Source organism: Streptomyces sp. Z26 (assembly GCF_003665095.1).
GTDB lineage: Bacteria > Actinomycetota > Actinomycetes > Streptomycetales > Streptomycetaceae > Streptomyces > Streptomyces phytohabitans.
On sequence record NZ_RCHV01000002.1, the window covers coordinates 2,071,982 to 2,096,662 of the forward strand.

General features: G+C 74.1%; 22 protein-coding genes and 1 tRNA gene. 15 read left to right on the forward strand and 8 right to left on the reverse strand.

The window, feature by feature from the left end; genetic code table 11:
* Positions 1-115 precede the first annotated feature (115 nt).
* Positions 116-622, forward strand: a complete 507-nt coding sequence (locus tag D7M15_RS09220) for an excalibur calcium-binding domain-containing protein (protein WP_121517063.1) — start codon at positions 116-118, stop codon at positions 620-622.
* An 88-nt stretch (positions 623-710) separates the two neighbouring features.
* On the opposite strand, the gene D7M15_RS09225 is transcribed toward D7M15_RS09220, so the two are convergent.
* Both D7M15_RS09225 and D7M15_RS09230 read right to left on the reverse strand, forming a co-directional pair.
* Complete coding sequence (locus tag D7M15_RS09225) at positions 711-1,349, reverse strand: M23 family metallopeptidase (protein WP_121517064.1); 639 nt, start codon at positions 1,347-1,349, stop codon at positions 711-713.
* A 187-nt stretch (positions 1,350-1,536) separates the two neighbouring features.
* Entirely contained in the window at positions 1,537-2,568 is a 1,032-nt protein-coding gene (locus tag D7M15_RS09230) for a LacI family DNA-binding transcriptional regulator (protein WP_121517065.1), read from the reverse strand.
* A 178-nt stretch (positions 2,569-2,746) separates the two neighbouring features.
* On the opposite strand from D7M15_RS09230, the gene D7M15_RS09235 reads away from it, so the two are divergent.
* From D7M15_RS09235 to D7M15_RS09250, 4 genes are all read left to right on the forward strand, one after another.
* Positions 2,747-4,063, forward strand: a complete 1,317-nt coding sequence (locus D7M15_RS09235; protein WP_121517066.1) for an extracellular solute-binding protein — start codon at positions 2,747-2,749, stop codon at positions 4,061-4,063.
* Positions 4,064-4,076: 13 nt separating this feature from the next.
* Positions 4,077-5,120 (forward strand): sugar ABC transporter permease, encoded by a 1,044-nt coding sequence (locus D7M15_RS09240; RefSeq protein ID WP_121517067.1) that lies wholly within the window; start codon positions 4,077-4,079, stop codon positions 5,118-5,120.
* Positions 5,121-5,132: 12 nt separating this feature from the next.
* On the forward strand, positions 5,133-5,969 hold the full coding sequence (locus tag D7M15_RS09245; protein WP_121517068.1) for a carbohydrate ABC transporter permease: 837 nt from the start codon (positions 5,133-5,135) through the stop codon (positions 5,967-5,969).
* Between the two features lie 111 nt (positions 5,970-6,080).
* On the forward strand, positions 6,081-7,538 hold the full coding sequence (locus tag D7M15_RS09250; RefSeq protein WP_121517069.1) for a GH1 family beta-glucosidase: 1,458 nt from the start codon (positions 6,081-6,083) through the stop codon (positions 7,536-7,538).
* Positions 7,539-7,881: 343 nt separating this feature from the next.
* On the opposite strand, the gene D7M15_RS09255 is transcribed toward D7M15_RS09250, so the two are convergent.
* Together D7M15_RS09255 and D7M15_RS09260 are read right to left on the reverse strand one after the other, a co-directional pair.
* The gene (locus D7M15_RS09255) at positions 7,882-9,276 is read right to left on the reverse strand and encodes a HAMP domain-containing sensor histidine kinase (protein WP_121517070.1); all 1,395 of its coding nucleotides are present in this window, start codon (positions 9,274-9,276) and stop codon (positions 7,882-7,884) included.
* Positions 9,277-9,310: 34 nt separating this feature from the next.
* The gene (locus D7M15_RS09260; RefSeq protein WP_121517072.1) at positions 9,311-10,009 is read right to left on the reverse strand and encodes a response regulator transcription factor; all 699 of its coding nucleotides are present in this window, start codon (positions 10,007-10,009) and stop codon (positions 9,311-9,313) included.
* Positions 10,010-10,191: 182 nt separating this feature from the next.
* On the opposite strand from D7M15_RS09260, the gene D7M15_RS09265 reads away from it, so the two are divergent.
* Complete coding sequence (locus D7M15_RS09265) at positions 10,192-10,809, forward strand: hypothetical protein (protein WP_121517073.1); 618 nt, start codon at positions 10,192-10,194, stop codon at positions 10,807-10,809.
* Positions 10,810-10,857: 48 nt separating this feature from the next.
* Here D7M15_RS09265 and D7M15_RS09270 read toward each other — a convergent pair whose 3' ends face one another.
* Both D7M15_RS09270 and D7M15_RS09275 read right to left on the reverse strand, forming a co-directional pair.
* The gene (locus D7M15_RS09270) at positions 10,858-11,715 is read right to left on the reverse strand and encodes a fused MFS/spermidine synthase (RefSeq protein WP_121520478.1); all 858 of its coding nucleotides are present in this window, start codon (positions 11,713-11,715) and stop codon (positions 10,858-10,860) included.
* A gap of 164 nt (positions 11,716-11,879) precedes the next feature.
* The gene (locus D7M15_RS09275) at positions 11,880-12,272 is read right to left on the reverse strand and encodes a hypothetical protein (RefSeq protein ID WP_121520480.1); all 393 of its coding nucleotides are present in this window, start codon (positions 12,270-12,272) and stop codon (positions 11,880-11,882) included.
* A gap of 234 nt (positions 12,273-12,506) precedes the next feature.
* Here D7M15_RS09275 and D7M15_RS09280 point away from each other — a divergent pair, with 234 nt between their 5' ends.
* Positions 12,507-14,060: a tetratricopeptide repeat protein gene (locus D7M15_RS09280; protein ID WP_121517075.1), complete on the forward strand. Its 1,554-nt coding sequence runs from the start codon at positions 12,507-12,509 to the stop codon at positions 14,058-14,060.
* A gap of 62 nt (positions 14,061-14,122) precedes the next feature.
* Here the strand turns inward: D7M15_RS09280 and D7M15_RS09285 are convergent, their stop codons facing one another.
* Positions 14,123-14,719, reverse strand: coding sequence for a histidine phosphatase family protein (locus D7M15_RS09285; protein WP_121517076.1), 597 nt, complete (start codon positions 14,717-14,719; stop codon positions 14,123-14,125).
* Between the two features lie 161 nt (positions 14,720-14,880).
* Between D7M15_RS09285 and D7M15_RS09290 the strand changes: the two genes are divergently transcribed.
* The 8 genes from D7M15_RS09290 to D7M15_RS09330 all read left to right on the forward strand — a co-directional run bounded on the left by D7M15_RS09290 (position 14,881) and on the right by D7M15_RS09330 (position 23,289).
* Positions 14,881-15,999 (forward strand): phosphatase PAP2 family protein, encoded by a 1,119-nt coding sequence (locus tag D7M15_RS09290; protein WP_121517077.1) that lies wholly within the window; start codon positions 14,881-14,883, stop codon positions 15,997-15,999.
* Entirely contained in the window at positions 15,980-17,179 is a 1,200-nt protein-coding gene (locus tag D7M15_RS09295; RefSeq protein WP_121520482.1) for a hypothetical protein, read from the forward strand. The genes D7M15_RS09290 and D7M15_RS09295 overlap by 20 nt, the downstream gene beginning before the upstream one ends.
* Positions 17,170-18,702 carry a hypothetical protein gene (locus D7M15_RS09300; protein ID WP_121517078.1) on the forward strand — a complete coding sequence of 511 codons (1,533 nt, stop codon included), beginning with the start codon at positions 17,170-17,172 and terminating at the stop codon, positions 18,700-18,702. Before D7M15_RS09295 ends, D7M15_RS09300 begins: the two co-directional genes overlap by 10 nt.
* Before the next feature lie 74 nt (positions 18,703-18,776).
* Positions 18,777-20,114 carry an AAA family ATPase gene (locus D7M15_RS09305; protein ID WP_121520484.1) on the forward strand — a complete coding sequence of 446 codons (1,338 nt, stop codon included), beginning with the start codon at positions 18,777-18,779 and terminating at the stop codon, positions 20,112-20,114.
* A 172-nt stretch (positions 20,115-20,286) separates the two neighbouring features.
* Positions 20,287-20,652 carry a hypothetical protein gene (locus tag D7M15_RS09310; protein WP_121517079.1) on the forward strand — a complete coding sequence of 122 codons (366 nt, stop codon included), beginning with the start codon at positions 20,287-20,289 and terminating at the stop codon, positions 20,650-20,652.
* A 218-nt stretch (positions 20,653-20,870) separates the two neighbouring features.
* Complete coding sequence (locus D7M15_RS28185) at positions 20,871-21,755, forward strand: bifunctional DNA primase/polymerase (protein ID WP_165906167.1); 885 nt, start codon at positions 20,871-20,873, stop codon at positions 21,753-21,755.
* A tRNA-Lys gene (locus tag D7M15_RS09325) sits at positions 21,746-21,819 on the forward strand. Before D7M15_RS28185 ends, D7M15_RS09325 begins: the two co-directional genes overlap by 10 nt.
* Positions 21,820-22,248: 429 nt before the next feature.
* Positions 22,249-23,289: an IS30 family transposase gene (locus D7M15_RS09330; RefSeq protein WP_165906359.1), complete on the forward strand. Its 1,041-nt coding sequence runs from the start codon at positions 22,249-22,251 to the stop codon at positions 23,287-23,289.
* Between the two features lie 91 nt (positions 23,290-23,380).
* Here D7M15_RS09330 and D7M15_RS09335 read toward each other — a convergent pair whose 3' ends face one another.
* Positions 23,381-24,589, reverse strand: a complete 1,209-nt coding sequence (locus D7M15_RS09335; RefSeq protein WP_121517082.1) for a M6 family metalloprotease domain-containing protein — start codon at positions 24,587-24,589, stop codon at positions 23,381-23,383.
* Positions 24,590-24,681: the final 92 nt, after the last annotated feature.

Below are 24,681 nucleotides of genomic sequence, written 5' to 3' on the forward strand. Positions count from 1 at the left end.
GCGCCCGCACATGACTCCGTACGCACGTACGAGCACTCTGCGTGCAACCCTTTGCCGTGTCCGGTGGTCTCCCCTCCACACCCCCCGCTCCGTACGACGACACCCTGGAGCGCCCATGAGCCACCACCCCGGACCGCAGCCGCCTCCCCCGATGCCGCCCCATCCCGGGCCGCCCGCCGGACAGATGCGCAGGCGCGGGAAGTTCTGGCTGGTCATCGCCGTCGTGTGGTTCCTGACCTTCGCCTGTACCGGCGCCCTCACGGCTGGTGAGGACGGCGGGGGCGGGAAGGGGAAGGCGGCGCCCGCGCCGACCGTCACCGTCACGAGGACCGCGGTGCCGAAGGCCGCGGAGCGGAAGCCCGAGCCGGGCCCGACCGTGACCGAGACGGAGCGGGTCGAGGTGGAGGTGACCGAGACGGTCACCTCACGGCCGGACCCCGCGCCCGCGGACGACGACGGTACGGGTGGTGCTCCGGGTGGGGACACCGGGGGCGGTGGCAGCGTGTACTACGACAACTGCACCGACGCCCGCGAGCGGGGCGCCGCCCCCGTCCACCGCGGCGAGCCCGGCTACGGCAGCCACCTCGACCGGGACGGGGACGGCATCGGCTGCGACACCTGAGCCGCGAGCGGCGCGCACGCGCCCCGGCCCCGCGCGGTCGTGCGCGGGGCCGGGGCGGTGGGGACGGGGCCGGGGGCCGGGGCGGGGGCTAGACGACGCGGACCCCGCGGTCCGCGAGGTACGCCACCGGGTCGACGTCCGAGCCGTACCCCCGCTTGCTGCGGACCTCGAAGTGGAGGTGCGGACCGGTGCTGCGGCCGGTGTTGCCGGACTTCCCGATCACGGTGCCCGCCTTGACCCGGTCACCCTTGCCGACCTGCCGCTTCGAGAGGTGGGCGTAGAGCGTGTACTTGCCGTCGTCCATCCGGATCGTGATGGCCTCCCCGTACGAACCGGAGGTTCCGGAGAAGACCACGGTGCCGGAGCCGACCGAGCGGACCGTCGTGCCCACCGGTACGGCGAGGTCGACGCCGGTGTGGTGGCCGGAGGCCCAGTCGCCGCGGACGCCGTAGGGCACGGAGACCTTGACGTCGGAGAGGGGGCTCGCCCAGGAGCCGGGCGGGCCGGCGGGCCAACTGCCGTACACGTGTGCGCTTTCCGCCTGCCAGGGTCCGCTGACCGCGTACGGTTCGGAGTCTGCCACCGGGTCTTCGTACGCGCGGGGCGCGGCGTGTGCCGTGCCCGCTCCGGCCAGGCCCCAACTGCCGCCCAGGAGGAGGGCGCCGGTCAGCGTGCCGCAGACCGCGCGACGGAACGGTGCTGTCGAGCGTCGAGTCGCTGCATCCATGCCAGAGAGCCAAGACCAGCCCGCGAGCCACCGCACCCCCGCGCGGTCCGTACGGGTGACGGACGGGTGACGGCCCGGACGTACGGGTGACGGACCGGCAGAACGCGCTCCCCGACGGGCCCTGACGGCCCGCCAGCCGCGCGGGAAGCCGTACGAGGCGGCACGAAGCGAGCGCGGCGCCCCCCGCTCACGCCGAGCCGCGCCGTACCAGCTCCGTCGGCAGCACCACGTGCGGCCGCTCCGCGGACCGCTCCCTGATCTGGTCGAGCAGCACCCGCGCCATGGTGCGCCCCATCTCCTCGATGGGCTGCCGCACGGTGGTCAGCGGCGGGTCCATCTGCCGGGCCATGGCCGAGTCGTCGAAGCCGACCAGCGCGACGTCGTCGGGCACCTTGCGGTCCGCCTCGCGCAGCGCGGCGCGGGCGCCCGCGGCCATCAGGTCGGAGGCGCAGAAGACGGCGTCCAACGCGGGTGCGCGCGCGAGGAGTTCGCGCATCGCGCGGTGGCCGCCGCGCTCGGTGAAGTCGCCGTGGGCGACGAGCGTGTCCGCGGGCCGGTGCCCGGCGGCGCGGAGCGCGTCGCGGTAGCCCTCCAGGCGGCACTGGGCGACGTACATGTCGAGCGGCCCGGTGATCGTCGCTATGGTCCGCCGCCCCCGCGCGGCGAGGTGCGCGACGGCGAGGGCGGCGCCGCCGGAGTTGTCCGAGTCGACGTACGGGACGGACTCGGCGCCGGAGCGGCGGCCGTTGAGGACCGCGGGCATGTCGTAGCGCTCCAGCAGGTCCGGCAGCGGGTCGTCGTGGTGCACGGAGACGAGCAGTACGCCGTCCACGCGGCGGGCCGCGACGAACTGCGCGAGGCGGTCGCGCTCGCGCTGGTCACGTACAAGAGTCAACAGCAACTGCATGTCCGTGTCGGCCAGTTCCGAACTGACGCCGCGCAGGACGCCGGAGAAGTACGGCTCGGCGAAAAGCCGCGTCTCGGGCTCGGGGACGACCAGGGCGATGGCGTCGGTGCTGCCCGCGGCGAGGGCGCGGGCGGCCCGGTTGGGCACGTAGCCCAGCTCGGTCACGGCGCGCAGCACGGCGGTGCGCGTACGGTCGCTCACCCGCGGTGATCCGTTGATGACGCGGGAGACCGTGCCGCGTCCGACGCCCGCGCGACGGGCCACTTGTTCCAGCGTCGGGCGGCCGCCGGGGTGCCTGTCCACCACTCCCATGCACAGCTCCCCGCTCGGGCCGCAGATAACAGAATCATTCAACTACATCACGTTGTGGGGCGATCCCTGCGTGACCCTTGACACTCCGCACCCTGTCCGTAACTCTTCAAGCCATCACACATGGGAGCGCTCCCAACCCGGTTTTTCCCTTCATGTCCCGTACATTCGGGAGGTTGCGATGCACGGCAGCAGGACCCGCTCATCCTCGTTCCGCCTGGCCGCGTTCGGCCTTGTCGCCGCACTCGGCGGCGGGCTGCTCGCAGGGTGCGCTTCGGACGACTCGGACTCGGGCGGCGACGGGGAGAAGGTCGAACTCTCCATCGGCGTCTTCGGTGTCTTCGGCTACAAGCAGGCCGGTCTCTACGACGAGTACGAGAAGCAGAACCCCAACGTCACCATCAAGGAGAACTCCACCGAACGCAACGAGGACTACTACCCCGCGCTGCTGAACCACCTCTCCGCGAACAGCGGGCTCCAGGACATCCAGGCCGTCGAGGTCGCCAACATCAACGAACTGGCCGGTATCCAGGCCGACAAGTTCGTCGACCTCGGCAAGGAGTCCGCCGTCAGCAAGGACGACTTCCTCCCGTGGAAGTGGGACCAGGCGAAGGCCGAGGACGGCAAGGTCATCGGGGTGGGGACCGACATCGGCCCCATGGGTGTCTGCTACCGCAAGGACCTCTTCGAGAAGGCCGGGCTGCCGACCGAGCGCGAGGAGGTCGGCAAGCTGTGGGCCGGTGACTGGTCCAAGTACGTGGACGCCGGCGAGAAGTACATGAAGAAGGCGCCGGGGAAGACGCACTTCACCGACGGCGCGGCCGGTGTCTACAACGGCGCCGTCTCCAGCTACGCCGAGAAGAACTACGACAAGAGCGGCAAGCTGATCTACAAGGACAGCCCCGCCGTGAAGACCTCGTGGGACCTGGCGATGCGGTCCGTCGAGGGCGGCATGACCGCGAAGCTGAAGCAGTTCGACACCGAGTGGGACCAGGCGTACGCCAACGGCGACTTCGCCAGCGTCGTCTGCCCGCCGTGGATGCTCGGCTACATCAAGGAGAAGGCGGGCGACAAGGGCGCCGACCAGTGGGACGTCGCCGCCGCGCCGAAGCCCGCCAACTGGGGCGGCTCGTTCCTCTCCGTGCCCGCCTCCGGTCCGCACAAGGAGGAGGCCGTGAAGCTCGCGGCCTGGCTGACGGCGCCGGAGCAGCAGGCGAAGCTGTTCGAGAAGCAGGCCAGCTTCCCCAGCTCGCAGGCGGCGTACGAGCTGCCCGCGGTGAAGGACGCCAAGCACGAGTACTTCGGTGACGCGCCCATCGGGAAGATCTTCTCCGACGCGGCGAAGGACATCCCCACGGCGATCCTCGGCCCGAAGGACCAGGTGATCGGCGAGACCATCGGGAACGTCGGCATCCTCCAGGTCGAGCAGCAGGGCAAGTCGCCGGACGAGGGCTGGAAAGCGGCGGTGAAGGCCATCGACAACGCGATCGACGAGTGACCGGGGCCCTTCGATGACCTCTGAGGACCTCGGCACCGCGTCCCCCGTGAAGACGGGGGACGCGGTCCCGCCGCCGGCACCGGACGCGCCCGCCGACCGCGCCGGCGGCGGCGTCGACAAGGGCGCGCCGGACGACCGGGAGGCGCGCCGCGCGGCCCGCCGCAGCCGCCGCTACCAGCGGGACGCGCGCTGGAGCCCGTACGCGTTCATCTCGCCGTTCTTCGTGTTCTTCGCGGCCTTCGGCCTCTTCCCGCTGCTGTACACGGGCTGGGCGTCGCTGCACAAGGTGTCGCTGCACACGCCGACGCAGATGGAATGGGTCGGGCTGCGCAACTACTCCCGGCTGCTGGAGGACGACTTCTTCTGGCAGGCACTCCGGAACACGTTCACCATCGGTGTCGTCTCCACCGTGCCGCAGCTGCTGATGGCGCTCGCGCTGGCGCACATGCTCAACTACCGGCTGCGCGGCTCGATGTTCTTCCGCGTCGTGATGCTCACGCCGTACGCCACGTCCGTGGCCGCCGCGACGCTGGTCTTCGCGATGCTCTACGGGCGCGACTACGGCATGATCAACTGGGCGCTCGGCTCGGTCGGCATCGACCACGTCGACTGGGAGAACGGCACGTGGACCTCGCAGTTCGCGATCTCCACGATCGTGATCTGGCGCTGGACGGGCTACAACGCGCTGATCTACCTCGCCGCCATGCAGGCCGTCCCCGACGACCTGTACGAGTCGGCCTCGCTCGACGGGGCCTCCCGCTGGCAGCAGTTCCTGCACGTGACGATCCCGTCGCTGCGCCCGACGATCCTGTTCACCGTCGTCGTCTCGACGATCGGCGCGACCCAACTGTTCGGTGAGCCGCTGCTGTTCGGCGGGACCCAGACGGGCGGGGCCTCGCACCAGTACCAGACGCTGGGCCTGTACATGTACGAGCAGGGCTGGTTCAACTTCCATCTCGGCCGGGCGTCCGCCATCGCCTGGACGATGTTCCTGATCCTGATCGTGATCGGCCTGCTCAACTGGCTGGTCGCCCGACGGCTCCAGAAGAGCGACTGAGGGGGATGCGTCATGGCACGACGCGCCGGTAGGCAACTGCACGGCGGCCCGGTGACCTACGGGGTGCTGGCCGTCTTCGCCCTCGGCTCGCTCTTCCCGCTGGTGTGGACGGCGATCGCCGCGTCCCGGGACAACCAGCGGCTCGCGGAGACGCCGCCGCCCCTCTGGTTCGGCGGCAACCTCTTCGACAACCTGTCGACGGCGTGGACCGACGCCAACATGGGCAAGGCGCTGCTGAACACGACGGTGGTGGCCGGTTCGATCGCGATCACCACGGTCCTCTTCGCCACCCTGGCCGGCTTCGCCTTCGCCAAGCTGCGCTTCCGGGCGAAGAACCTGCTGCTCCTGCTGGTGATCGGCACGATGATGGTGCCGCCGCAGCTGAGCGTCGTCCCGCTGTTCATGGCGATCGCCGAGCTGGAGTGGACCAACCACCTCCAGGCGGTGATCCTGCCGATGATGGTGAGCGCCTTCGGGGTGTTCTTCATGCGGCAGTACCTGGTCAGCGCGCTGCCCACCGAACTCATCGAGGCGGCGCGGGTGGACGGGGCGCACAGCCTGCGGGTCGTGTGGCACGTCGTGTTCCCCGTCGCGCGGCCGGCGATGGCGGTGCTGGGCATGCTGACGTTCGTCATGGCGTGGAACGAGTTCTTCTGGCCGGTCATCGCGCTGACGCAGGAGAACCCGACCGTCCAGGTGGCCCTGACCGGGCTGGGCCGGGGCTACATCCCCGACCAGTCCGTGATCATGGCGGGCGCGCTGCTCGGGACGCTGCCGCTGCTGATCGCGTTCGCGCTGTTCGGCAAGCAGATCGTGGGCGGCATCATGCAGGGCGCCGTCAAGGGCTGACCCTTCCCCGGCGGGCGGCCACGTACCGGCCCCCGCCGGGCTCGCGGGGTCCACCGCCGCGTACCCGTATCCGTACCCTCCTCCAACGCGATCACGAATGGGAGCGCTTCCATGACCGACCCCGCCGCCGACGGCAGCAGCGGACCCTCCACCGCCCCCGTCAGCTTCCCCGCGGACTTCCTCTGGGGCACCTCCACCGCCGCGTACCAGATCGAGGGCGCCGCGCAGGAGGACGGCCGTACGCCGTCGATCTGGGACACGTTCGCGCGGCAGCCGGGTGCGGTCTTCGAGGGCCACAACGGCGACACCGCGTGCGACCACTACCACCGCTACCCGCAGGACGTGGACCTGATGGCCGGGCTGGGGATGGGCGGTTACCGCTTCTCCGTCTCGTGGCCGCGCGTCCAGCCGACCGGGCGCGGCCCGGCCGTGCAGAAGGGCCTCGACTTCTACCGCTCGCTCGTCGACGAGCTGCTGGAGAAGAACGTCACGCCGCTCCTCACCCTCTACCACTGGGACCTCCCGCAGGAGTTGGAGGACGCGGGCGGCTGGCCGGAGCGCGACACGGCGTACCGCTTCGCGGAGTACGCCCAGCTCGTGGCCGACGCGCTCGGGGACCGCGTGTCCATGTGGACGACCCTCAACGAGCCCTGGTGCAGCGCCTTCCTGGGCTACGGCTCCGGCGTCCACGCCCCCGGCCGTACGGACCCCGCCGCCGCCCTGCGCGCCGCGCACCACCTCAACCTCGGCCACGGCCTCGCCACCCAGCGGCTGCGCGCCGCGCTGCCGGAGGACGCGCGGCTGTCGGTGAGCCTCAACCCGGCGTACGTGCTGGCCCGTACGGACTCGGAGGCCGACCGGGACGCCGCCCGCCGGATCGACGCGCTGGCCACCCGGGTGTTCAGCGGGCCGATGCTGCACGGGCGTTACGACGACGACCTGATCGCCGACACCCGGCGGATCACCGACTGGTCGCACGTGCGCGACGGGGACCTGGCGGACATCCACCAGCCGCTGGACGGGCTCTGCGTCAACTACTACACGCCGTCGCTGGTCTCCGGTGTCACGGCGGAGGACGCGGAGGTCGAGCGCCGGGACGGGCACGGCGCGAGCGCGCACTCGCCGTGGCCGGGCGCGGACCGGGTGGCGTTCCACCAGTCGCCGGGCGAGCAGACCGCGATGGGCTGGAGCATCGACCCGACGGGCCTCACGGAGCTGCTGCTGCGCTTCTCCCGCGAGGCGCCCGGCGTCGCGCTGTACGTGACGGAGAACGGCGCGGCGTACGACGACAAGCCGGACGCCGACGGCCGCGTCGACGACCCGGAGCGCACCCGCTACCTGCACCAGCACCTGACCGCCGTGCACGAGGCGATGGCGGCGGGCGCGGACGTACGGGGCTACTTCCTGTGGTCGCTGCTCGACAACTTCGAGTGGGCGTACGGCTACAGCAAGCGGTTCGGGATCGTGCGCGTGGACTACGAGACCCAGGCGCGGGTGCCGAAGGCGAGTGCCGAGTGGTACGCGGAGCTGGCCCGCACCGGACGGCTGCCGGAGGCACCCCGGCCGTAGGGCCGGGGCACCCCCCGCAGCGGCAGCCGACCGGCCGACCGCGAGCGGGCCGGCGACACCCCGGCGGGCCCGGGAGGGGGAAGGCCGGTGGGGCGCGGCGTGTGGGGGAACCGCGCCCCGCGCCCTTCGGGGCGGGGCGGCTGCGGACGCCGTGGCGTCCGGCTGTGGTCCAACAGGCAGCACGCTACCCGCCCCGATCCGGGCGAACGCCGCGAAGCGGGCGGGTGGTGCGGGACTTATGGCGCGCTTAAGGATGCGCAAGGGCTCGGTTAGGGCTGCCGGGCCGGGGCCGCTCCCCTGTACGGCGCGCGGGCGGGCGTACGTACGGGCGCGCGTACGACGCTCAGCGCGGTACGACGCGCCTGCGCACCCGGCGCCCGCGCCGCCGCGCCCCGCGCCCGGTCGGCCCGTCGCCGTGCAGCGCGAGCCACATCCGCACCTCGGAGCCGCCCAGCACGGAGCGCCCGATCCGTACGTCTCCCCCGGTCGACTCCGCGACCCGGCGCACGATGTCCAGGCCAAGGCCGGTCGAGCCGGGCCCGCCGTCGCCGTGGCCGCGACGGAGCGCCGCGTCCGGGTCGGCGATGCCGGGGCCCGCGTCGGAGACGAGGACGAGGACCGCGTCGGTGGTCTCCTCGCCGTCGTGCACGTCGACGGCGAAGGCGGTGCCCTCGGGCGTGTGCCGGAAGACGTTGCCGAGCATCGCGTCGAGGGCGGCGGCCAGTTCGGCGCGCGCGACGGGCACCCGTACGGGCCGGTCGACGCCCGCGAGCCGCACCTCGCGCCCCTCGTCCTCGGCCAGCGCGGACCAGAACGACATGCGGTTGCGGATCACCTCGGCGGCGTCGCAGCCCGCCGCCGCGGCGGCGTCCGGGGACGGGGAGCGCTGTTCGCGCGCGGTGCGGATGATCTGGTCCACCTCGCGCTCCAGTTGGGCGACGGCCTCGCGGGTCTGGCGGGCGTCGTCGCCGTCCCCGAGGGACGCGGCGTTGAGCCGGAGGACGGTGAGCGGGGTGCGCAGCCGGTGCGACAGGTCGGCGGCCAGCTCCCGTTCGTTGGCGAGGAGGCGTACGACCTGGTCGGCCATGGCGTTGAACGCGACGGCCGCGGACCGCAGTTCGGTCGGGCCGCGCTCCGGGACGCGTACGCCCAGCTTGCCCTTGCCCAGTTCGTCGGCGGCGTGCGCGAGTCCCTCGGCGGGTCGGACCATGCGGGTGCCGAGGCGGTCGGCGAAGGCCACCGACCCGACGATCAGGGCGAGTCCGACGCCCGCGAGCACGAGCCACGAGGTGGCCACGCCCTGCGTGATGTCGTCGTCGGGCACGAAGACCTCGACGACGGCGACCTCGCTGCCCATGACGGCGGTCGGCTGGAGCAGGGCGTAGCCGCCGGAGACGGCCATGAGGGAGGCGCGTCCGCGCCGTGAGGCGGCGTCCACGTCGCCCTGGCGGGAGTGCCAGGTACCGATCTCGACGGCCTGCCGCCCCTGTCGTCCGGCCGGTACGTGCACGGCGATACGGCCCTCCGCGCCCGCCTGGCTGCTGGCGACGGCGCGTTGCAGCTGCTGCCGGTCGGTGGTGATGGCGAGGACGGGGCCGATGGCGGCGGCCTGGCGTTCGGCGTTGGAGATGGCGCGGTCGCGGGCCATCTCCTTGACGACGAGGCCGAGTGGTACGGCGAAGGCGACGACCACCATCACGGTCACGGCCAGGCACACCTTGACCAGTGCCCATCTCATACGGGGGCGCCACCCCTCTTGCCCCGCACGCCCTTCACGCCGGTGGCTCCAGCTTCACGCCGACGCCGCGCAGCGTGTGCAGGTAGCGGGGGCGGGCCGCCGTCTCCCCGAGCTTGCGGCGCAGCCACGACAGGTGCACGTCAATCGTTTGGTCGTCGCCGTACGACTGCTGCCAGACCTCCGCCAGCAGCTCCCGGCGGGCCACCACGACCCCCGGGCGGCGGGCGAGGAACGCCAGCAGGTCGAACTCACGGCGCGTCAGGTCCAGCGGTCTGCCGTCCAGTCGCGCCTGTCTCCGTAACGGGTCCACGGCCAGCCCGCCCACCCGTACCTCCAGGTCCTGCGCGGGCACGGCCCCCGGCCCGACGCGCGCGTGCGAGCGGCGCAGCACGGCGGCCATGCGGGCGGACAGGTGCTCGACGGAGAACGGCTTGACGAGGTAGTCGTCGGCGCCGTCGTTGAGCAGCCGGACGATCTCGGCCTCGTCGTCGCGGGCCGTCGCGATGATCACCGGTACGTCGGTGATCCCGCGCAGCATCTTCAGCGCCTCCGAGCCGTCCAGGTCCGGCAGCCCGAGATCCAGCACGACGACGTCGAAGCCGACCTGGGCCACCTCGCGCAGTGCCTCCAGTGCCGTGCCCACACTCCGTACGGTGTGTGCGGCGTCCGTGAGATGCCTGATGAGTGCGGACCGGACGAACTGGTCGTCCTCCACCACGAGCACGCGAGCCATGCGCGGCACGCTACGACATTCCGCGCCGGAGCACCCCCGTGGGGACGGACGGATTCCCGTACGGGCGGCGGGAGTCGGGACGTACCGGCCCGTGGCGGACCGGACGGAGCCCGCCCGGGCGGTGTCCGCGCGATCGTCGCGAGCCCGAGAAGATCGCGCGGGCATCGCCTAAGCTCCGCCCCATGCGACGGACTCTGCTGAGCGCGGGCGCGTGGACCACGGCGACCGGGGCGGCCGTCACGCTGTCGTGGTTCGCGGTGCACACCATGTTGGCGGGCACCGCGTACGACCCGCCGCGCGCGCTGCCGGTGTCCGAGGCCGCGGCGTCCCAGGAGGCGTCCGACGGCGCCACGCCCCGCTCGTCCTCCACGCACCGCCCCCGGCCGAGCGGCTCCGGCGCCTCGCCGGACGGCGGTTCGGAGAAGCCGTCCGAGACGTCCGACGGGGGCGGGGACGGCGACGGGAACGGCGGCAAGGGCGGTACGGACGGCGGCGCGGACGACGCCGGGAGCACCCCGCGGGACCGGCCGACGCGCACGGAGTCGCCCGCCGCCCCCACCACCCCGGAGGGCAACATCCGCAGCTACTCCGTGGAGGGTGGCCGCGTCGCCTTCGACCTCCGCCAGGACTCGGCCGACCTGGTCTCCGCGACGCCGAACCCCGGCTGGGACATGCAGGTGTGGGAGGGCGAGGGGTGGATACGGGTGACGTTCACCGGCAGCGGCGGCTCCCGTTCCACCTCCGTCTTCTGCACCTGGAACGGGCACCCGCCGATGATCGAGCACTACGAGGAGGGCTGAGCGCCGGGACCGGGCACCGGCCGGAGCGCCGAGGACGCCCGCCCCCGCTCAGTCGAAGACCCCCGCGGGCGGCGCCGGGGACGGCACCGCCGTCGCGTCGCTGACCGGGCGGGCGCCGCCCGCGAAGTCCGCGAGCGCGGCGCCGTGTTCGACCCGGCCGGGGTGCGGGTCGGCGGCCGTACGGCGGGTCAGTTCGGCGACGGGCAGCTGTCGGTCGGCCGCCAGCAGCACCGCGTTCCCGAAGCGCCGCCCGCGCAGCACGGCCGGGTCCGCGACGACGCACACCTCCGCGAACGCGGCCCGTACGGTGGCGATCTGCGCCCGCAGGTACGCGAGCGGGCCCGCGCCACCGCCCACGCCGGGGGCCGAACCCCCCGACCCGTCCGCGAGGTTGGCCGCGTAGAACGCGCCGGGGCGCAGCGTACGCCGCACCTCCGCGAGGAACTCGCCGCTCGTCAGGTGCGCGGGCGTGCGCGCCCCGGCGAACACGTCGCACACCACCAGGTCCGCCCACGCCTCGGGCACCCGGTCGAGCGCCGCGCGCGCGTCGGCGGACCGTACGCGGATCCGCCACCCGGCGTCCCACGGCAGTTCGGCGCGTACGAGGCGGACCAGCGCCGCGTCCCGCTCGACGACCTGCTGGGTGGAGCGCGGGCGGGTGAAGGCCGTGTAGCGCGCGAGGGTGCACGCGCCGCCGCCCAGGTGCAGCACGTGCAGCGGGCGGCCGGGCGGGGCGGCCAGGTCGGTGATGTGGCCGAGCCGCCGCTGGTACGCGAAGTCCAGGTACGCCGGGTCGTCCAGGTCGACGTGCGACTGGGGCGCGCCGTCCAGCAGCAGCGTCCAGCCGCGCGGGCGGTCCGGGTCGGGCAGCAGCCGCGCCAGCCCGCCATCGACCGGTGCGCTCAGCGGTTCGCGCCGCCGCCGCGTGCGCCGGTCCGGTGCCGTACCGCCGTCCCGGTCACGCCTGTTCCTCGCCTTCGCCACGGCACCATTCTGGCGCGTGCCCGCGCGGGCGACCCGCCGGGGCGGCGCGGGAGTCAGGGGTGCGGGGACTCATGCCGTGCGGGGGCTCAGGTCGTGCCCTGGCAGGGGCGGTCGCTGCGTACGCACCGGTCGACCGCCTCGATCGTCCGGGCCGCCTCCCGCAGCGCGGCCCGGAGTTCGGCCGGTCCGGTCGCCGGGGTGTGCGCGCCGTCGGGCGGCACCAGCCAGCCGGTGCCCCGTACGGGCGGCGCCCCCGGGGGCAGGGCGCCGACGCCGTACGTCTCGGCGCACGCGCTCCCCGGCAGGTCCCAGGAGGCGGCCGTGCCGGGCGGTACGAGGAAGCCGAGGGTGGCGCACTCCCCGTCGTGCAGCACGGGCCCGACGCCGGTGCGCAGCCGCAGGATGTCGACCGCCTCCAGCCCCTGCCGTGCGGGAACGGTCACCAGGTCGCAGGGTGGGTCGGACCGGTCGGCGTACATGGCGCGGGCCTCCGCGAGTCGTTCGGCTCCGATGGCAGCACCTGTGTCCAGCACGAGGACCACTCCTCCGCAGTCGCTGCGTTCGCTTGTGGAGAGTCCAACGCGACACGGCGTCAACAGCTACGGCGGCGGAACGCTGCAAAGGATGGCAGTTCATGGCGGATCGCGGGGGAGATTTCCGTTTTGTAGGCAAACCCTGCGTGGCGACACCATCACAGCCGGTACCGTCCGGACATGGCGTCGTCACCATCCACGTCACCGGGCGGGCCCCACAGACCCAACACGGCGTTCCGCCGGCTGCGGGGCAGTCTCTCACCGGGCGAGTTCGCGGCGGCCGTACGGCGGTCGGCGCGGGACATCGGTGAACGGGTGTCCTGCGACGCCCGTTACGTCGGGCGCGTCGAGTCCGGGGAGATCCGCTGCCCCAACTACGCCTACGAGCGGGTGTTCCGGCACATGTTCCCCGGGCTGACGCTCGCGGACATGGGCTTCGCACCCCGGGAGTCCGTGCGCGGCCGGACCGCGCGCGCCCACCGGGCGGAGGGGGGTGAGAGCGCGCCCCCGGCGGTCCCGGTCCGTGGGACGGAACCCGGCGGGGCCCCGGGACGTCAACTCCCGGAGGACCTCGGCAGCAACACCCGTGGTCTCGTACCGCACGGGCACCGGCAGCAACATCCGTACCGACCACAACACCCGTATCACCCGCAGCACGTGAACCACCCGCAACAACACCCACCACACCCGCACCACCCGCACCATCCCCCGCAACCCGAGAGCGACGAGGAGAGCGACGTGCTACGTCGCGCGTTCATGACCGGCGGTCCCGCCGCACTGGCGGCCGTACCGCTGCACGGCGAGGCCGCCGCCGCGCCCCGCGCCGCCCACTCCCCCCGCCCCGGCGCCGCCGAGGCGGAGGCCGTGGAGCGGGCCGTACGGCAGATCCGGCTGCTGGACGACCGGTACGGCGCCGACGGACTCTACGAGCGCGCGGGCGACACCCTGCGCGCCGCCTACGAGTTGCTGGACGCCGGGGCGCACCGGCGCGAGGTCTCCGACCGGTTGCACGCCGGCGCGGGCGAACTCGCCATTTCCGTCGGCTGGCTGGCGCACGACTCGGGCCGCTTCGAGGACGCGCGCTCCCACTACGCCGAGGCCCTGGCCACCGCCCGCGTCGCCGCCGACCCCGCGCTGGAGGCGCACGCCTTCTGCAACACCGCGTTCCTCGCCCGGGACGCCGGGCGCCCGCGCGAGGCCATAAGGGCCGCGCAGGCGGGCCAGCAGGCCGCCGCGCCGCTCGGCTCCGCCCGGCTCGAATCGCTGCTCGCGCTGCGCGAGGCCGGGGGCTGGGCGGGCATGGGCGACCGGGCGGGCTGCGCGGAGGCGCTGGGGCGGGCGCACACGCTGTTCGCGCGCGGCGCCTCGGACGCCGACCCGGCGTGGATGTCGTTCTTCGGCGAGGCGGAGCTGGAGGGCCTGGAGGCCCAGTGCTGGGCGGCGCTCGGCGACTGGGAGCCCGCCACGGCGCACGCCCGCCGCGCGGTCGACCTCCAGGAACCCCACTTCGTACGGAACCGGGCCCTGTTCACCGCCGAACTCGCCGGTGACCTCGCCGCCCGGCGCGAGCCCGAGGAGGCCGCCGCGGCCGCCACCGAGGCGCTCGCGCTGCTCGGCCCCGTGCGCTCCGGCCGCATCCGCGCCATGCTCACCACCACGGCCCGCACCCTCGACCCGTACCGCCGCACCCCGGCGGTCGCGGCCTTCCTCGACCGCCAGGCGCGTACGGCGTGACCGGGCGTGACCGCGTGCACGGCGTGCGTACGGCGTGACCGCGCGCCCGGCGCGCGCTGCCGTCAGCCCAGGTGCCCGGTGTCGTTCCAGCGCTCGACGGCCGGGGCGCCGTACGACCAGCCGAGGATCGACAGCGACGCCGGGTCCAGCTGGACGCGCGCCCCGAAGTCCAGCCCGAAGCCGAGCCAGCGCGCCCCCAGCGCCCGCAGCACGTGCCCGTGCGCGAAGACCAGCACGTCGCGGTCGGCGGAACGGGCCCACTCCACGACCGTGTCGACCCGCGCGGTGACGTCGGCGATCCGCTCCCCGCCCTCGACGCCGTCGCGCCAGATGAGCCAGTCGGGACCGGCGCGTTCCGCGATCTGGGGGGAGGTCAGCCCCTCGTACGCGCCGTAGTCCCACTCCAGCAGCGCGTCCCAGTCCTCCGCGCGCTCCCCGAAGCCCGCCAGCGCGCACGTCTCGCGGGCCCGCGCGAGCGGGCTGGTACGCACCTCCACGTCCGGCAGGCCGTCCCAGGGCGGGCCCTGGAGGCGCGCGCCGAGCAGCTCGGCGCCGCGCCGTCCCTCCGCGAGGAGCGGGACGTCCGTACGGCCGGTGTGCTGTCCCGTGCGGGACCACTCCGTCTGGCCGTGCCGGACGAGCAGGATGCGCGCTGCCATGGGTTTGCCCTCCGTCGGAGCCGGATGCTGGACTGACCGTCCCATCATCACCCAGGGGGTCGCGGGCAACCCGACGGAGGGGCTGCGCGTCCCTTCCCCCGGCGTACTCCGTACAGTCGGGCGCACGCCACCCTCACTTCACCGTCACGGAGGCCGCTCGGATGACCGTTGTGCGTCGGATGCGCTGGTGGGCCGAGCTGCCGTTGCTCATCGCGATGTACGCGCTCTACTCGGCCGGGCGGCTCGTGGTCAGCGACGACTCCACCGCGCGCGCGGTGGACAACGGGCTCGCGATCCTCAGCTTCGAACGCGACCTCAGTCTGAACTTCGAGCACCCCCTCAACCGGGTCCTCACCTCCGAGGCGTGGATCGGCATACCGGCCGACTTCGCGTACGCCTCCCTGCACTACCTCGTCACCCCCGGCGTGCTGATCTGGCTGTGGAAGCGCCGCAAGGGCGAGTACCGCGCCATGCGCACCTGGTTGATGCTGTCGACGCTGCTCGGCCTCGTCGGCTTCACGCTGGTGCCGACCTGCCCGCCGCGGCTGCTGGACGCCACGCACGGCTTCACCGACACGATGGCGCAGTACGGCGACTACGGCTGGTGGAGCACGGAGGCCAGCGCGCCGGAGGGTCTGGGCGGACTGACCAACCAGTACGCGGCGATGCCCAGCCTGCACGTCGGCTGGGCCCTCTGGTGCGGCGTCGTGCTGTGGCGCCACGGGCGCCGCTCGGGCTGGCTGCGGACGCTGGCCGTCGCGTACCCGCTGAGCACCACGGTCATCGTGATGGGCACCGCCAACCACTACTTCCTCGACGCGGTCGCGGGCGCCGCCGTCATGGGCGTCGGCCTGCTGCTGACCCCCTCGGCGCTGCGCGGCGCGGACCTGCTGCGGCAGCGGCTCACACCGGTCCTGGAGCCGGTGCTCGAACCGGTGCTGGGACCCGTACGGGACGCGCTGGCACGGCGGTTCGGCACCGGCGACCCGGAGCCCGGCACGGACGGCGGGGACGGCGCGGCACGGCACGGGGCGGCCGTTGTCGGTGGCGGGTGCGAGACTTCGGCGCGTACCGCATACCCCGGCGAGGCGCGCGAGGCGAAAGCCGATGACGACATCCCACGGCAGCACGGCCGTGTCGGCACAGCAGACAGCAGACGGTCAGGAGGAAGCCCGGAGAGAGCCGCGACAGCGGGCCGTGCCGCGCCCTCCGGCGGACCCGGACGCGTCGGCTCCGACGGCGGCGCACGCGCCGACGCGGCTGCGCCGGCGGCTCGCTGAGCTGCGCGGCGGCCCGGACGTGCCGCCGCGCCCGCTGGACGCCCGCGCGCTCGCGGCCCTCGCCGCCAACCCTGGGTGCCGCCGCCGCGCGCTGCTGGACGGCGCCGGGGTGGACAAGACGGCGCTGGCGTCGGCGCTGGGCTCCCCCGCGCCCTTCGGGCAGTCGCAGTTCGCCCTCGTCCGGGGGAACTCCTTCGAGGCGCGCGTCACCGCCGACGGCGGCGCCGAGCTGATCGGGCTGCTGTGCGCCCGTACGGAGGGCGGGGCGCTCACCCCGCCGGACCCGGGAGACGTGGCCGTGCCCGACCTGGCGGCTGACGGCCCGGCGGGCCGTGCCGCCCGGACCCGGATCGAGCTGGAGAAGGCGACGGCGGCGGGCGGTTGGGCGTTGCTGCGGCATCCGATGGTGGCCGTGGAGATCGCCGGTTCGACGGCCTTCCTGGAGCCGGACGCGGTGGCGGTGCGGCCGGACGGCGGGTGGACGGTCGTGGAGATCAAGTCCTTCCCGATCCTGGACGGTTCGGCCGATCCCGCGAAGGTGGGCGCGGCGGCGCGGCAGGCGGCGGTGTACGCGCTGGCGCTCGGCGGGCTGCCGGGCGGCGCGGAGCGGGTGCGCGCGGAGGCACTGCTGGTCTGCCCGAAGGACTTCTCGAACCTGCCGACGGCCGCCGCCGTCGACCTCCGCAAGCAGCTGGCCGCCACCCGGCGGCAGTTGGCGCGCCTCACCCGGCTCGACGAGATCGCCGGTTCCGTGCCGGAGGGGACGTGCTTCGACCCGGCGCTCCCGACCGGTGAGCTGGTCGCGGCGGTCGACACGGTCCCGGCGGAGTACGCGCCGGAGTGCCTGGCCAGTTGCGAGCTGGCCTTCCACTGCCGCGCGCAGGCCCGTACGGCGGGGTCGGTGGCGGCGCTGGGGCGGGCGGTGCGCGGCGAGTTGGGCGGGCTGACGACGATCGGCGCGGTGCTGGCGGCGGCCCGCGGGGACGACGCGGACGCGGCGGGTACGACTGCGGCTGCCATTGCGGACGTCGGGGGCCTCGGGGACGGCGGCCCGGACGCGGACCCGGCGGCCGTGGCGCTGCGCCGGGCCGCCCGGCTGCGTACGGAGGCGCTGGCGGAGGCCGGGTACGGCACGGGCGTGACGGGCGGCGCGGAGGACGGGGCGGCCGGATGTCCCTGATCACCACGCTCGCCCGCATGGAGGCCGCGGAGACGGGCCGCGCGCAGCCCGCCGCGACCGTACGCCACCGGTGGCTGGCCGAACGGCCCATGGTGTTCGTGCCGTTGACGACCGCGGGCGAGGCGGGCGCGCCCCTCGGCGCCCTCGTCGGCACCGACCGCGCGCACCCCCTGCTGCTCACCGTGCGCCAGCCGCGCGACCGCGACCTGCGCTTCGCCTTCCTGGGCGACCTGGCGGACGCGATGCTGCCGCACCTGGAGTCCGCGCAGGACGACGTCGAGACGGAGCAGCGCGGCGACGAGGTGACGGAGCTGTGCACGGACGCCCCGCAGCTGCTCGTGCCGAACGGTCCGGGCGTCGACTTCGTACGCCTGCTGGGCCGTTCGACCCGCTTCCGGCGTACGGCCGAGGAGGACCCCGAGACGCCGTTCCCGGCGCCCGCGCGGCTGCCCCTCCTCGGCCGCTGGCTCACGCACTACGGCGAACGGGCGCGCGTGCCCGGCTCCGCGCTGCTGCTGCCGATGACCGAGCTGCTGGTCCGGCACTGGGCCACGGGCCAGAGCCAGGTGGAGGACCAGCATCTGGGCGCGCTGCTCGGCTGGCTCCTGCCCGAGGGGCGTACGCGTCGGGAGGGCCCCGAGGCGCGCGACGGCGCCGGGCAGCTGCTGCTGCCCCCGGCGGGGCCCGCGACGGACCCGGCGTTCGACAACAGGCTGCTGGCCCCGGCCGTCGAGCGGTACGACGCGGGGCTGCCCGGCGCCGCCGAGCGGCTGGACGAGCTGATCGCGTCCCAACTGCGGCCCACCTGGGACCTGATGTGGCAGGGCCTGGACCTGCTGCGGACGCTCCCGGCGGGCGGCGGCGTCGCCGACCGGTGGCGCCGCGACCGCTTCTCGTACACGCACCACCGCGACCGCGTACGGGCCGGTGAGCCGCCCCAGCCGCGCCACGACGACGCGGTGACGGCCGCCGCCAAGCTCGCCTCCCGCGAGCAGGCGCAGGCCCGGCTGGAGGCGCAGGAGGCGCTGGACGACCCGCTGGCGATGGCGGGGCGGCGGCTGGCCGGTGAGGCGTTCGCGGGCGAGGTGGTCGAGGTGGTGCCGGAGTGGACGGAGGGCGGCCGACCGCGCCCGCGCCCGCTGGTGACCGTACGGACCGGGGACCACCCGCACCTGAGCGAGCGCGGCAAGGTGCACCGGGCGCTGCCGGAGGAGTACGGGGGCGGGAAGCAGAGCGCGGAGTACGTGCTCGACGGGCCGCACCGGGAGGGGCTGCTCACGGTGCGGCTGCTGACCGGGATGGGGCGGGGGAAGGAGCCCGCCGCCGGTTCGGTGCCGGAGCCGGGCGACCGGGTGTGCTGGACGCTGTTCGAGCACACGCCGCGCGGCGGGCCCGGCCTGCCCGACCCGGAGGACACCCCGTGGACGCACGGCGGGCCGCCGGGCGGCGCCGCCGACGCGCTGCCCGTGGCCGCCGTGACGGCCCCACCGCCCGACGCCGAGACCGCGGAGGACTTCCTGTGAACGCCCTTTCCACGGACCCGGGAACGGGCCCGAACGCGGACCCGGGCGCGGGCCCCGGCGCGACACGCGCACCGGTGCGCGACCCCGGCGAGGCCGCCGCCCGCGCGACCGCCGCCATCCTGCGCGACACGCTGCACGGCACGCACCGCGGCGTCGTCGTCGACTCCCCGCCCGGCGCCGGGAAGTCGACCCTCGTCGTACGGGCCGCCCGCGAACTGGCCGCCGCCGGGCACCCGTTGATGGTGGTCGCCCAGACCAACGCGCAGGTCGACGACCTCGTCCACCGCCTCGCCGTGGCCGATCCCGAACTGCCGGTGGGCCGCCTGCACAGCAGCGACCCCGACCCGTACGACCCGGTCCTCGACCAGCACCCGTCCGTCCGCACCTCCGCCAAGGCGGGCGACCTCGCCGGGCTGGACGTCGTCGTGTCGACGGCCGCGAAGTGGGCCTGGGTGAAGGCGGAGGAGCGCTGGTCGCACGCGATCATCGACGAGGCGTACCAGATGCGTTCGGACGCGCTCCTCGCCGTGGCCGGTCTCTTCGAACGGGCGCTGTTCGTGGGCGATCCGGGGCAGCTCGACCCGTTCAGCCAGGTCGGCGCGGAGCAGTGGGCGGGGCTGTCGTACGACCCGTCGGCGAGCGCGGTGACCACACTGCTCGGGCACAATCCGGAGCTGCCGCAGCACCGGTTGCCCGTGTCGTGGCGGCTGCCCGCGTCGGCGGCGCCGCTGGTGTCGGCGGCCTTCTACCCGTACACCCCGTTCCGCAGCGGCACCGGCGAGGGCGACCGCACGCTGTCGTTCGGCGTGCCGGGCGACGGTTCGGCGGTGGACGCGGTGATCGACGAGGCCGCGGCGGCGGGTTGGGGCCTGCTGGAGCTGCCCGCGCGCACCACGCCGCGTACGGACCCGGAGGCGGTCGCGGCGGTCGCCCGCGTCGTCCGGCGGCTGCTGGCGCGCGAGGGCGCGGCGGGCAGCGCGCGTACGGGCGGCGGCGTCGACACCACCGCGCTGACGGCCGACCGCGTGGCGGTGGGCACGGCGCACCGGGACCAGGCGGCTGCCGTACGGGCGGCGCTGGCGGACCTGGGGGTGCGCGGCGTGGCGGTGGACACGGCGAACCGCCTCCAGGGGCGGGAGTTCGACGTCACCGTCGTGCTGCACCCGCTGTCCGGGCGTCCGGACGCGACGTCGTTCCACCTGGAGACGGGGCGGCTGTGCGTCCTGGCGTCGCGGCACCGGCACGCGTGCGTGGTGGTGTGCCGTGCGGGTGTGCCGGAGTTGCTGGACGCGCATCCGTCGGCGGAGCCGGTGCGACTCGGCGTGACGGTGAAGTTCCCGGACGGCTGGGAGGCGAACCACGCGGTGCTGGCGCATCTCGCCGCGCACCGCGTGCCGTACGTGCCGAGCTGAGCGCCGCCGGAGGTACGTACGGGACGCGGCGGGCGAACGGATCCGGTCGCCGTACGGACACACCTCGACCACATCCGGTCGCCTTCCGGTCGCGGACGGGCCTCGACCGGAAAAGACGGCCGCTTGCGCGGCACGGGACAATGGACGGCGGCAACGAAACAGGAGGTCCCCCATGCCCGAGCCGCACGCGGCTTCCGAACCGCCGGCCGGCAGCGCCCCCCGCTTCCGCCGACCCGCTCCGCTGCTCTTCGAGCCCGCGGACACCATGGCCGACGAGGAGCACTTCTTCGACCTGGAGTCGATGGACGACCCGCGCGAGCTGCTGGACCGCGCGACCGAGCTGACGCTCGCCTTCCGGGCGGCGGCGGACCGTGCCATGGAGTTCCAGGCGATGGCGGCGGCGCAGCTCGCCGACCGCAGCCGCTTCGACCGGCTGCCGGACGAGGCCATCGCCCAACGTGCGGACTGGACGGAGGACTACGCCCGCAAGATGATCGAGTTCGGGCACCAGCTGCTGAACGACCGCGCCGAGGAGTAGGCCCGGGGCGTACGCGGCGACGGACGGACGGGGGCCGCGTACCGCCGGAGCCGCGCGCCCGCGGCCGTACGGGGGCCAGCGACCGTACGGGGAACGTGCCCGCGGGATGCACGCAACGCATGTGCGCGGGCGCGGAGAGTACCCGACACCGCCATGTCCCGCGCGGTTTCCGCCGATTCACACCGTCGCCGTCCGGCGTCCCGGTACTTGTGGACGTCATGAGCGAATCCGGCGATCCGACCGCGTGCGCCCCCGTCACCCGCGTCACCCCCGCAGGCGCGGACTGGCTCGCCTCCGCGAGCCGCTTCCCGCGCAGCGTCCACGCGTTGTGGGCACTGCGTCCGGGGGCGCCGAGCGTGCTGCCGTGCGGGACGGCGTTCGACGTCGTGAGCACCCCGGTGCTGTACGGGCGCCGCCTGCTGGAACGGCTCTGGGCCAACGGCCCGGGGAGCGGCCCGGTCGCGGTGCACCGCTCCCGCCTCCTCCTCTTCACCACCCCGGGCAGCGCGGACCGGCTCCTCGCGCTGCTGCGCTGGGAGGAGTGGGACCGCGCGGGCAGACCCGGGGACGGACAGGGCGGGGAACGCCCCGAAGAAACGATCCCCCCGCTGCTCTGCCACGGCGCCGGTGACACCGTCACCGTCCCGCCCCTGCTGCCCGACCCGGCCCCGCGCCCGGCGGCGGGGCCCGACCCCGCCGACACCACCACCGACCCCGACGTGGGCGCGCTCACCGGCCTCCCCGCCGTCGCCGCCGCGATCTCCGCGCCCGGTGGCCCCCACGCGCCCGGCGCCCCCTCCGACGCGGCGCCCGCCGGTGACTCGCGCTGGCTGGTCGCCCCCGGCGTGCGCCGCCCCTGGCTGCCCGGCGCCGAGGTACTGCTCTGGGCGCACGTCCGCGTCCGGCGCGACGACGCCGCCGCCCGCGCGGCCCGCGAACACGGACACCGGCACGGACACGGGCGCGCGTACGGGACCGGGCACGCGTACGGCGACGGCGGCCGGGAGCCCGACGCAGGTCGCGGCGGTGACGGCGGGGCCAAACCGATTTTCGCTCCGCGGGATCGTGGTGCTAAGGTCTACGACGTCAGCAGGCGCCGCTAGCTCAGTTGGTTAGAGCAGCTGACTCTTAATCAGCGGGTCCGGGGTTCGAGTCCCTGGCGGCGCACCGACAGTCGAAGGCCCCCTCGTCCTTGGGTTCTAACGGTCCTCGCAACACCTGCGATCTGTGGGAGTTGCGAGGACCGTGGCTGTTGGGCGTGATGATCTTGCAGGGTTGAGGGAGCGTTTCCTTGCGCGGCTGGATGTCGTGGGGAATGTGACCGTGGTGGCGCGTGAGCTGGGGGTGAACCGGAACACGGCTTTCGGTTGGGCTCGGAAGGCCGGACGGATTTCGGTGCGTCTGCCGCGCCGGCATCCCGGGCGTGACGAGTACGAGCGGCTTCGGGCCGCTGGTGTCGCACGGCGGGTGGCGGCCCGGCAGGTTGGTGTGAACGAGCGCACGGCCAAGGACTGGGACTGGGGCGTCAAGAAGACCAGTTCTTCGCGCACTTATGCCGACGGGCGCCGTGTCGACTACGCCACCGGGACCGTCACGATGTGCGGTGTGACCACAGCACCGGTGGGCCTGACGGCCCTGGACAAGCAGCTCGACCCGCGGTTTCTGACACTGGCCGAGCGTGAACGGATCCGCGATCTGCGCGCGACAGGCACGTCGCTGCGGGCGATCGGACGGGCCCTGGGACGGTCGGCGAGCACCGTCAAGCGGGAGATCGACGCGAACTCGGGCAGCGAGGGCTACCAGCCCTACGCGGCCCACCGGGCGGCCGCCTCGCGCAGGCCCCGGCCCAAGGACCGCAAGCTGCTGCGCGAGGGACGGCTGCGACGCTTCGTGAAGGACGGACTGCGCAGGCGGTGGTCACCGGAACAGATCTGCCACGCTCTACGCAGGGAACATCCCGACGACGAGAGCATGCGGGTGAGCGTGGAAACGATCTACCAGGCGCTGTATTTCCAGGCTCGCGGCGGCCTGAAGCGGGAAGTACAGGCAGCCATCCGCTCCGGCCGGACCCGCCGCAAACCACGCCGGGACCCCCAGCGGCGCACACCGCGGTTCAACGACCCGATGATCATGATCAGCGACCGGCCCGCCGACGTCGAGGACCGGGCCGTGCCCGGTCACTGGGAAGGCGACCTGATCATCGGCGCAAACGGCCGTTCCGCGATCGCCACCCTGGTCGAGCGCAGCACCCGCTACACCATGCTGGTCCACCTGCCGGGCGGAGCCCACGACGCCGAGACCGTCCGCGACGGCCTCGTCACCACGGTCCAGACCCTGCCCGCCCACCTGCGCGGCTCCCTCACCTGGGACCAGGGCAGCGAGATGGCACGCCACAAGCAGTTCAGCACGGCCACCGACATGCCCGTCTACTTCTGCGCCCCGGCATCCCCCTGGCAACGCGGCTCCAACGAGAACACCAACGGACTGCTCCGCCAGTACTTCCCCAAGGGCACCGATCTGAGCGCGCACAGCCCCGAAGACCTCGAACACGTCGCCCAGGAACTCAACGGACGCCCACGCAAGACGCTCGGCTGGGATACCCCAGCCGAGCGTCTACGTGATCTACTCACCACCTAAAACCAAGTGGTGTTGCAACGACCCCTCGAACCCAAGGTCCGCGAGGGGGCCTTCGGCGTTCCCGGACACCGGGCGCCGGACACCGGGCGGCTCACCCGCGCGTGATCTCCACGTCCCAGCCCTCGTCGGGCGTCCAACGCCCCACCTCCACGCGGAGTTCGCCGTCCTCCGAGACGTAGCGCTCCCCCGCCCCCAGCGGCGCGTCCGCGAGCGGTGGGTAGACCGAGTCGCGCGGGCACGCGGCGGTGTCCGGGTGCCCGTCGACCACCTGCACCGGTCCGTCGGCGGACGCGGTGTCGGCCCGTACGCGGTAGAGCAGTACGCCGCCCCGGCACAGCCCGACGTCGTTGCCCACGGGGGCGCGCGCCTCGACGGCGAGCGCCTCGGCCGGTCCCGTACGCACCACCGCGAGCCGGGTGTCGGCGCGGCCCGGCCGGGAGCCCATCGGCGCGCTCAGCGGGCGCAGCGCGTACCGGCCGGTGCCGGGACCGGGGCCGAGGCAGGCGACGTTCCGCCGACCCAGCCAGCCCAGCTTCCACTTGTGCCAGCCGAAGGGCTCGGGCGCCAGTCCGAACTGGCTGCCCATCAGGTCCCAGTCGCCGACGTGCGTGTCCCAGTCGGCGTTCCCGCGCTCCGGCCGGTGGTAGAGGTCGGGCAGGTCGAAGACGTGGCCGGTCTCGTGGGCGAGGACGTGCCGGTCGGGCGGGTGCCGTTCGAAGACGGTGACGACGCGCGGCACGTCGGCGTCGTCGACCCGCAGCGGCTCGTCGAAGTTGACGACCTTGGTGGCGTCGGAGTTCACGCCGGGGGCATCGGGGTCCGCGACGAGGTACACGATGTCGTACGCGCCGAAGTCCACGCGCGGATCGGCGGCGGCGACGGCGTCGTGCAGGAACGTGCCGCGCAGGGCGGGGTCCCAGTCGCGCTGTATGCCGTAGACGCTGGAGTCCGCGGGCATCCGCACCCACTGCCGCAGCGGGTGGAGCCGCAGGTCGAAGCGGCCGTACGAGGCGCGGGCGAAGAAGTCGGAGGTGGCCGGGAAGTGGTCGGCGACCAGCTCGCCCGGGGTGACGATCGGCTTCCAGTCCGGGAAGGAGAGGAAGACCATCAGCGCGTCGAGCGACCGTACGGGGCGGGCGTACGACGTGTTCCAGGTGTCCAGGCCCTCGGAGTGGTGGTCGTCGGTGCGCGGGAGGGCGCAGGGGAACGGGGCGTCCGCCACGGCGGTGGCCGGTCCGGCGACGAGGCCCGTGCCGATGATCGCGGTCAGGCTCGTGAGGACGTGCGCCGTACGGCGCATCGGGCGCCGCCCGGCCACGCCCTCCGGTATGAGCCATCGCGCCACGTGTCGACCTCGCGGGGGTGGGGAACAGGTACCTGCTCCACGATGCC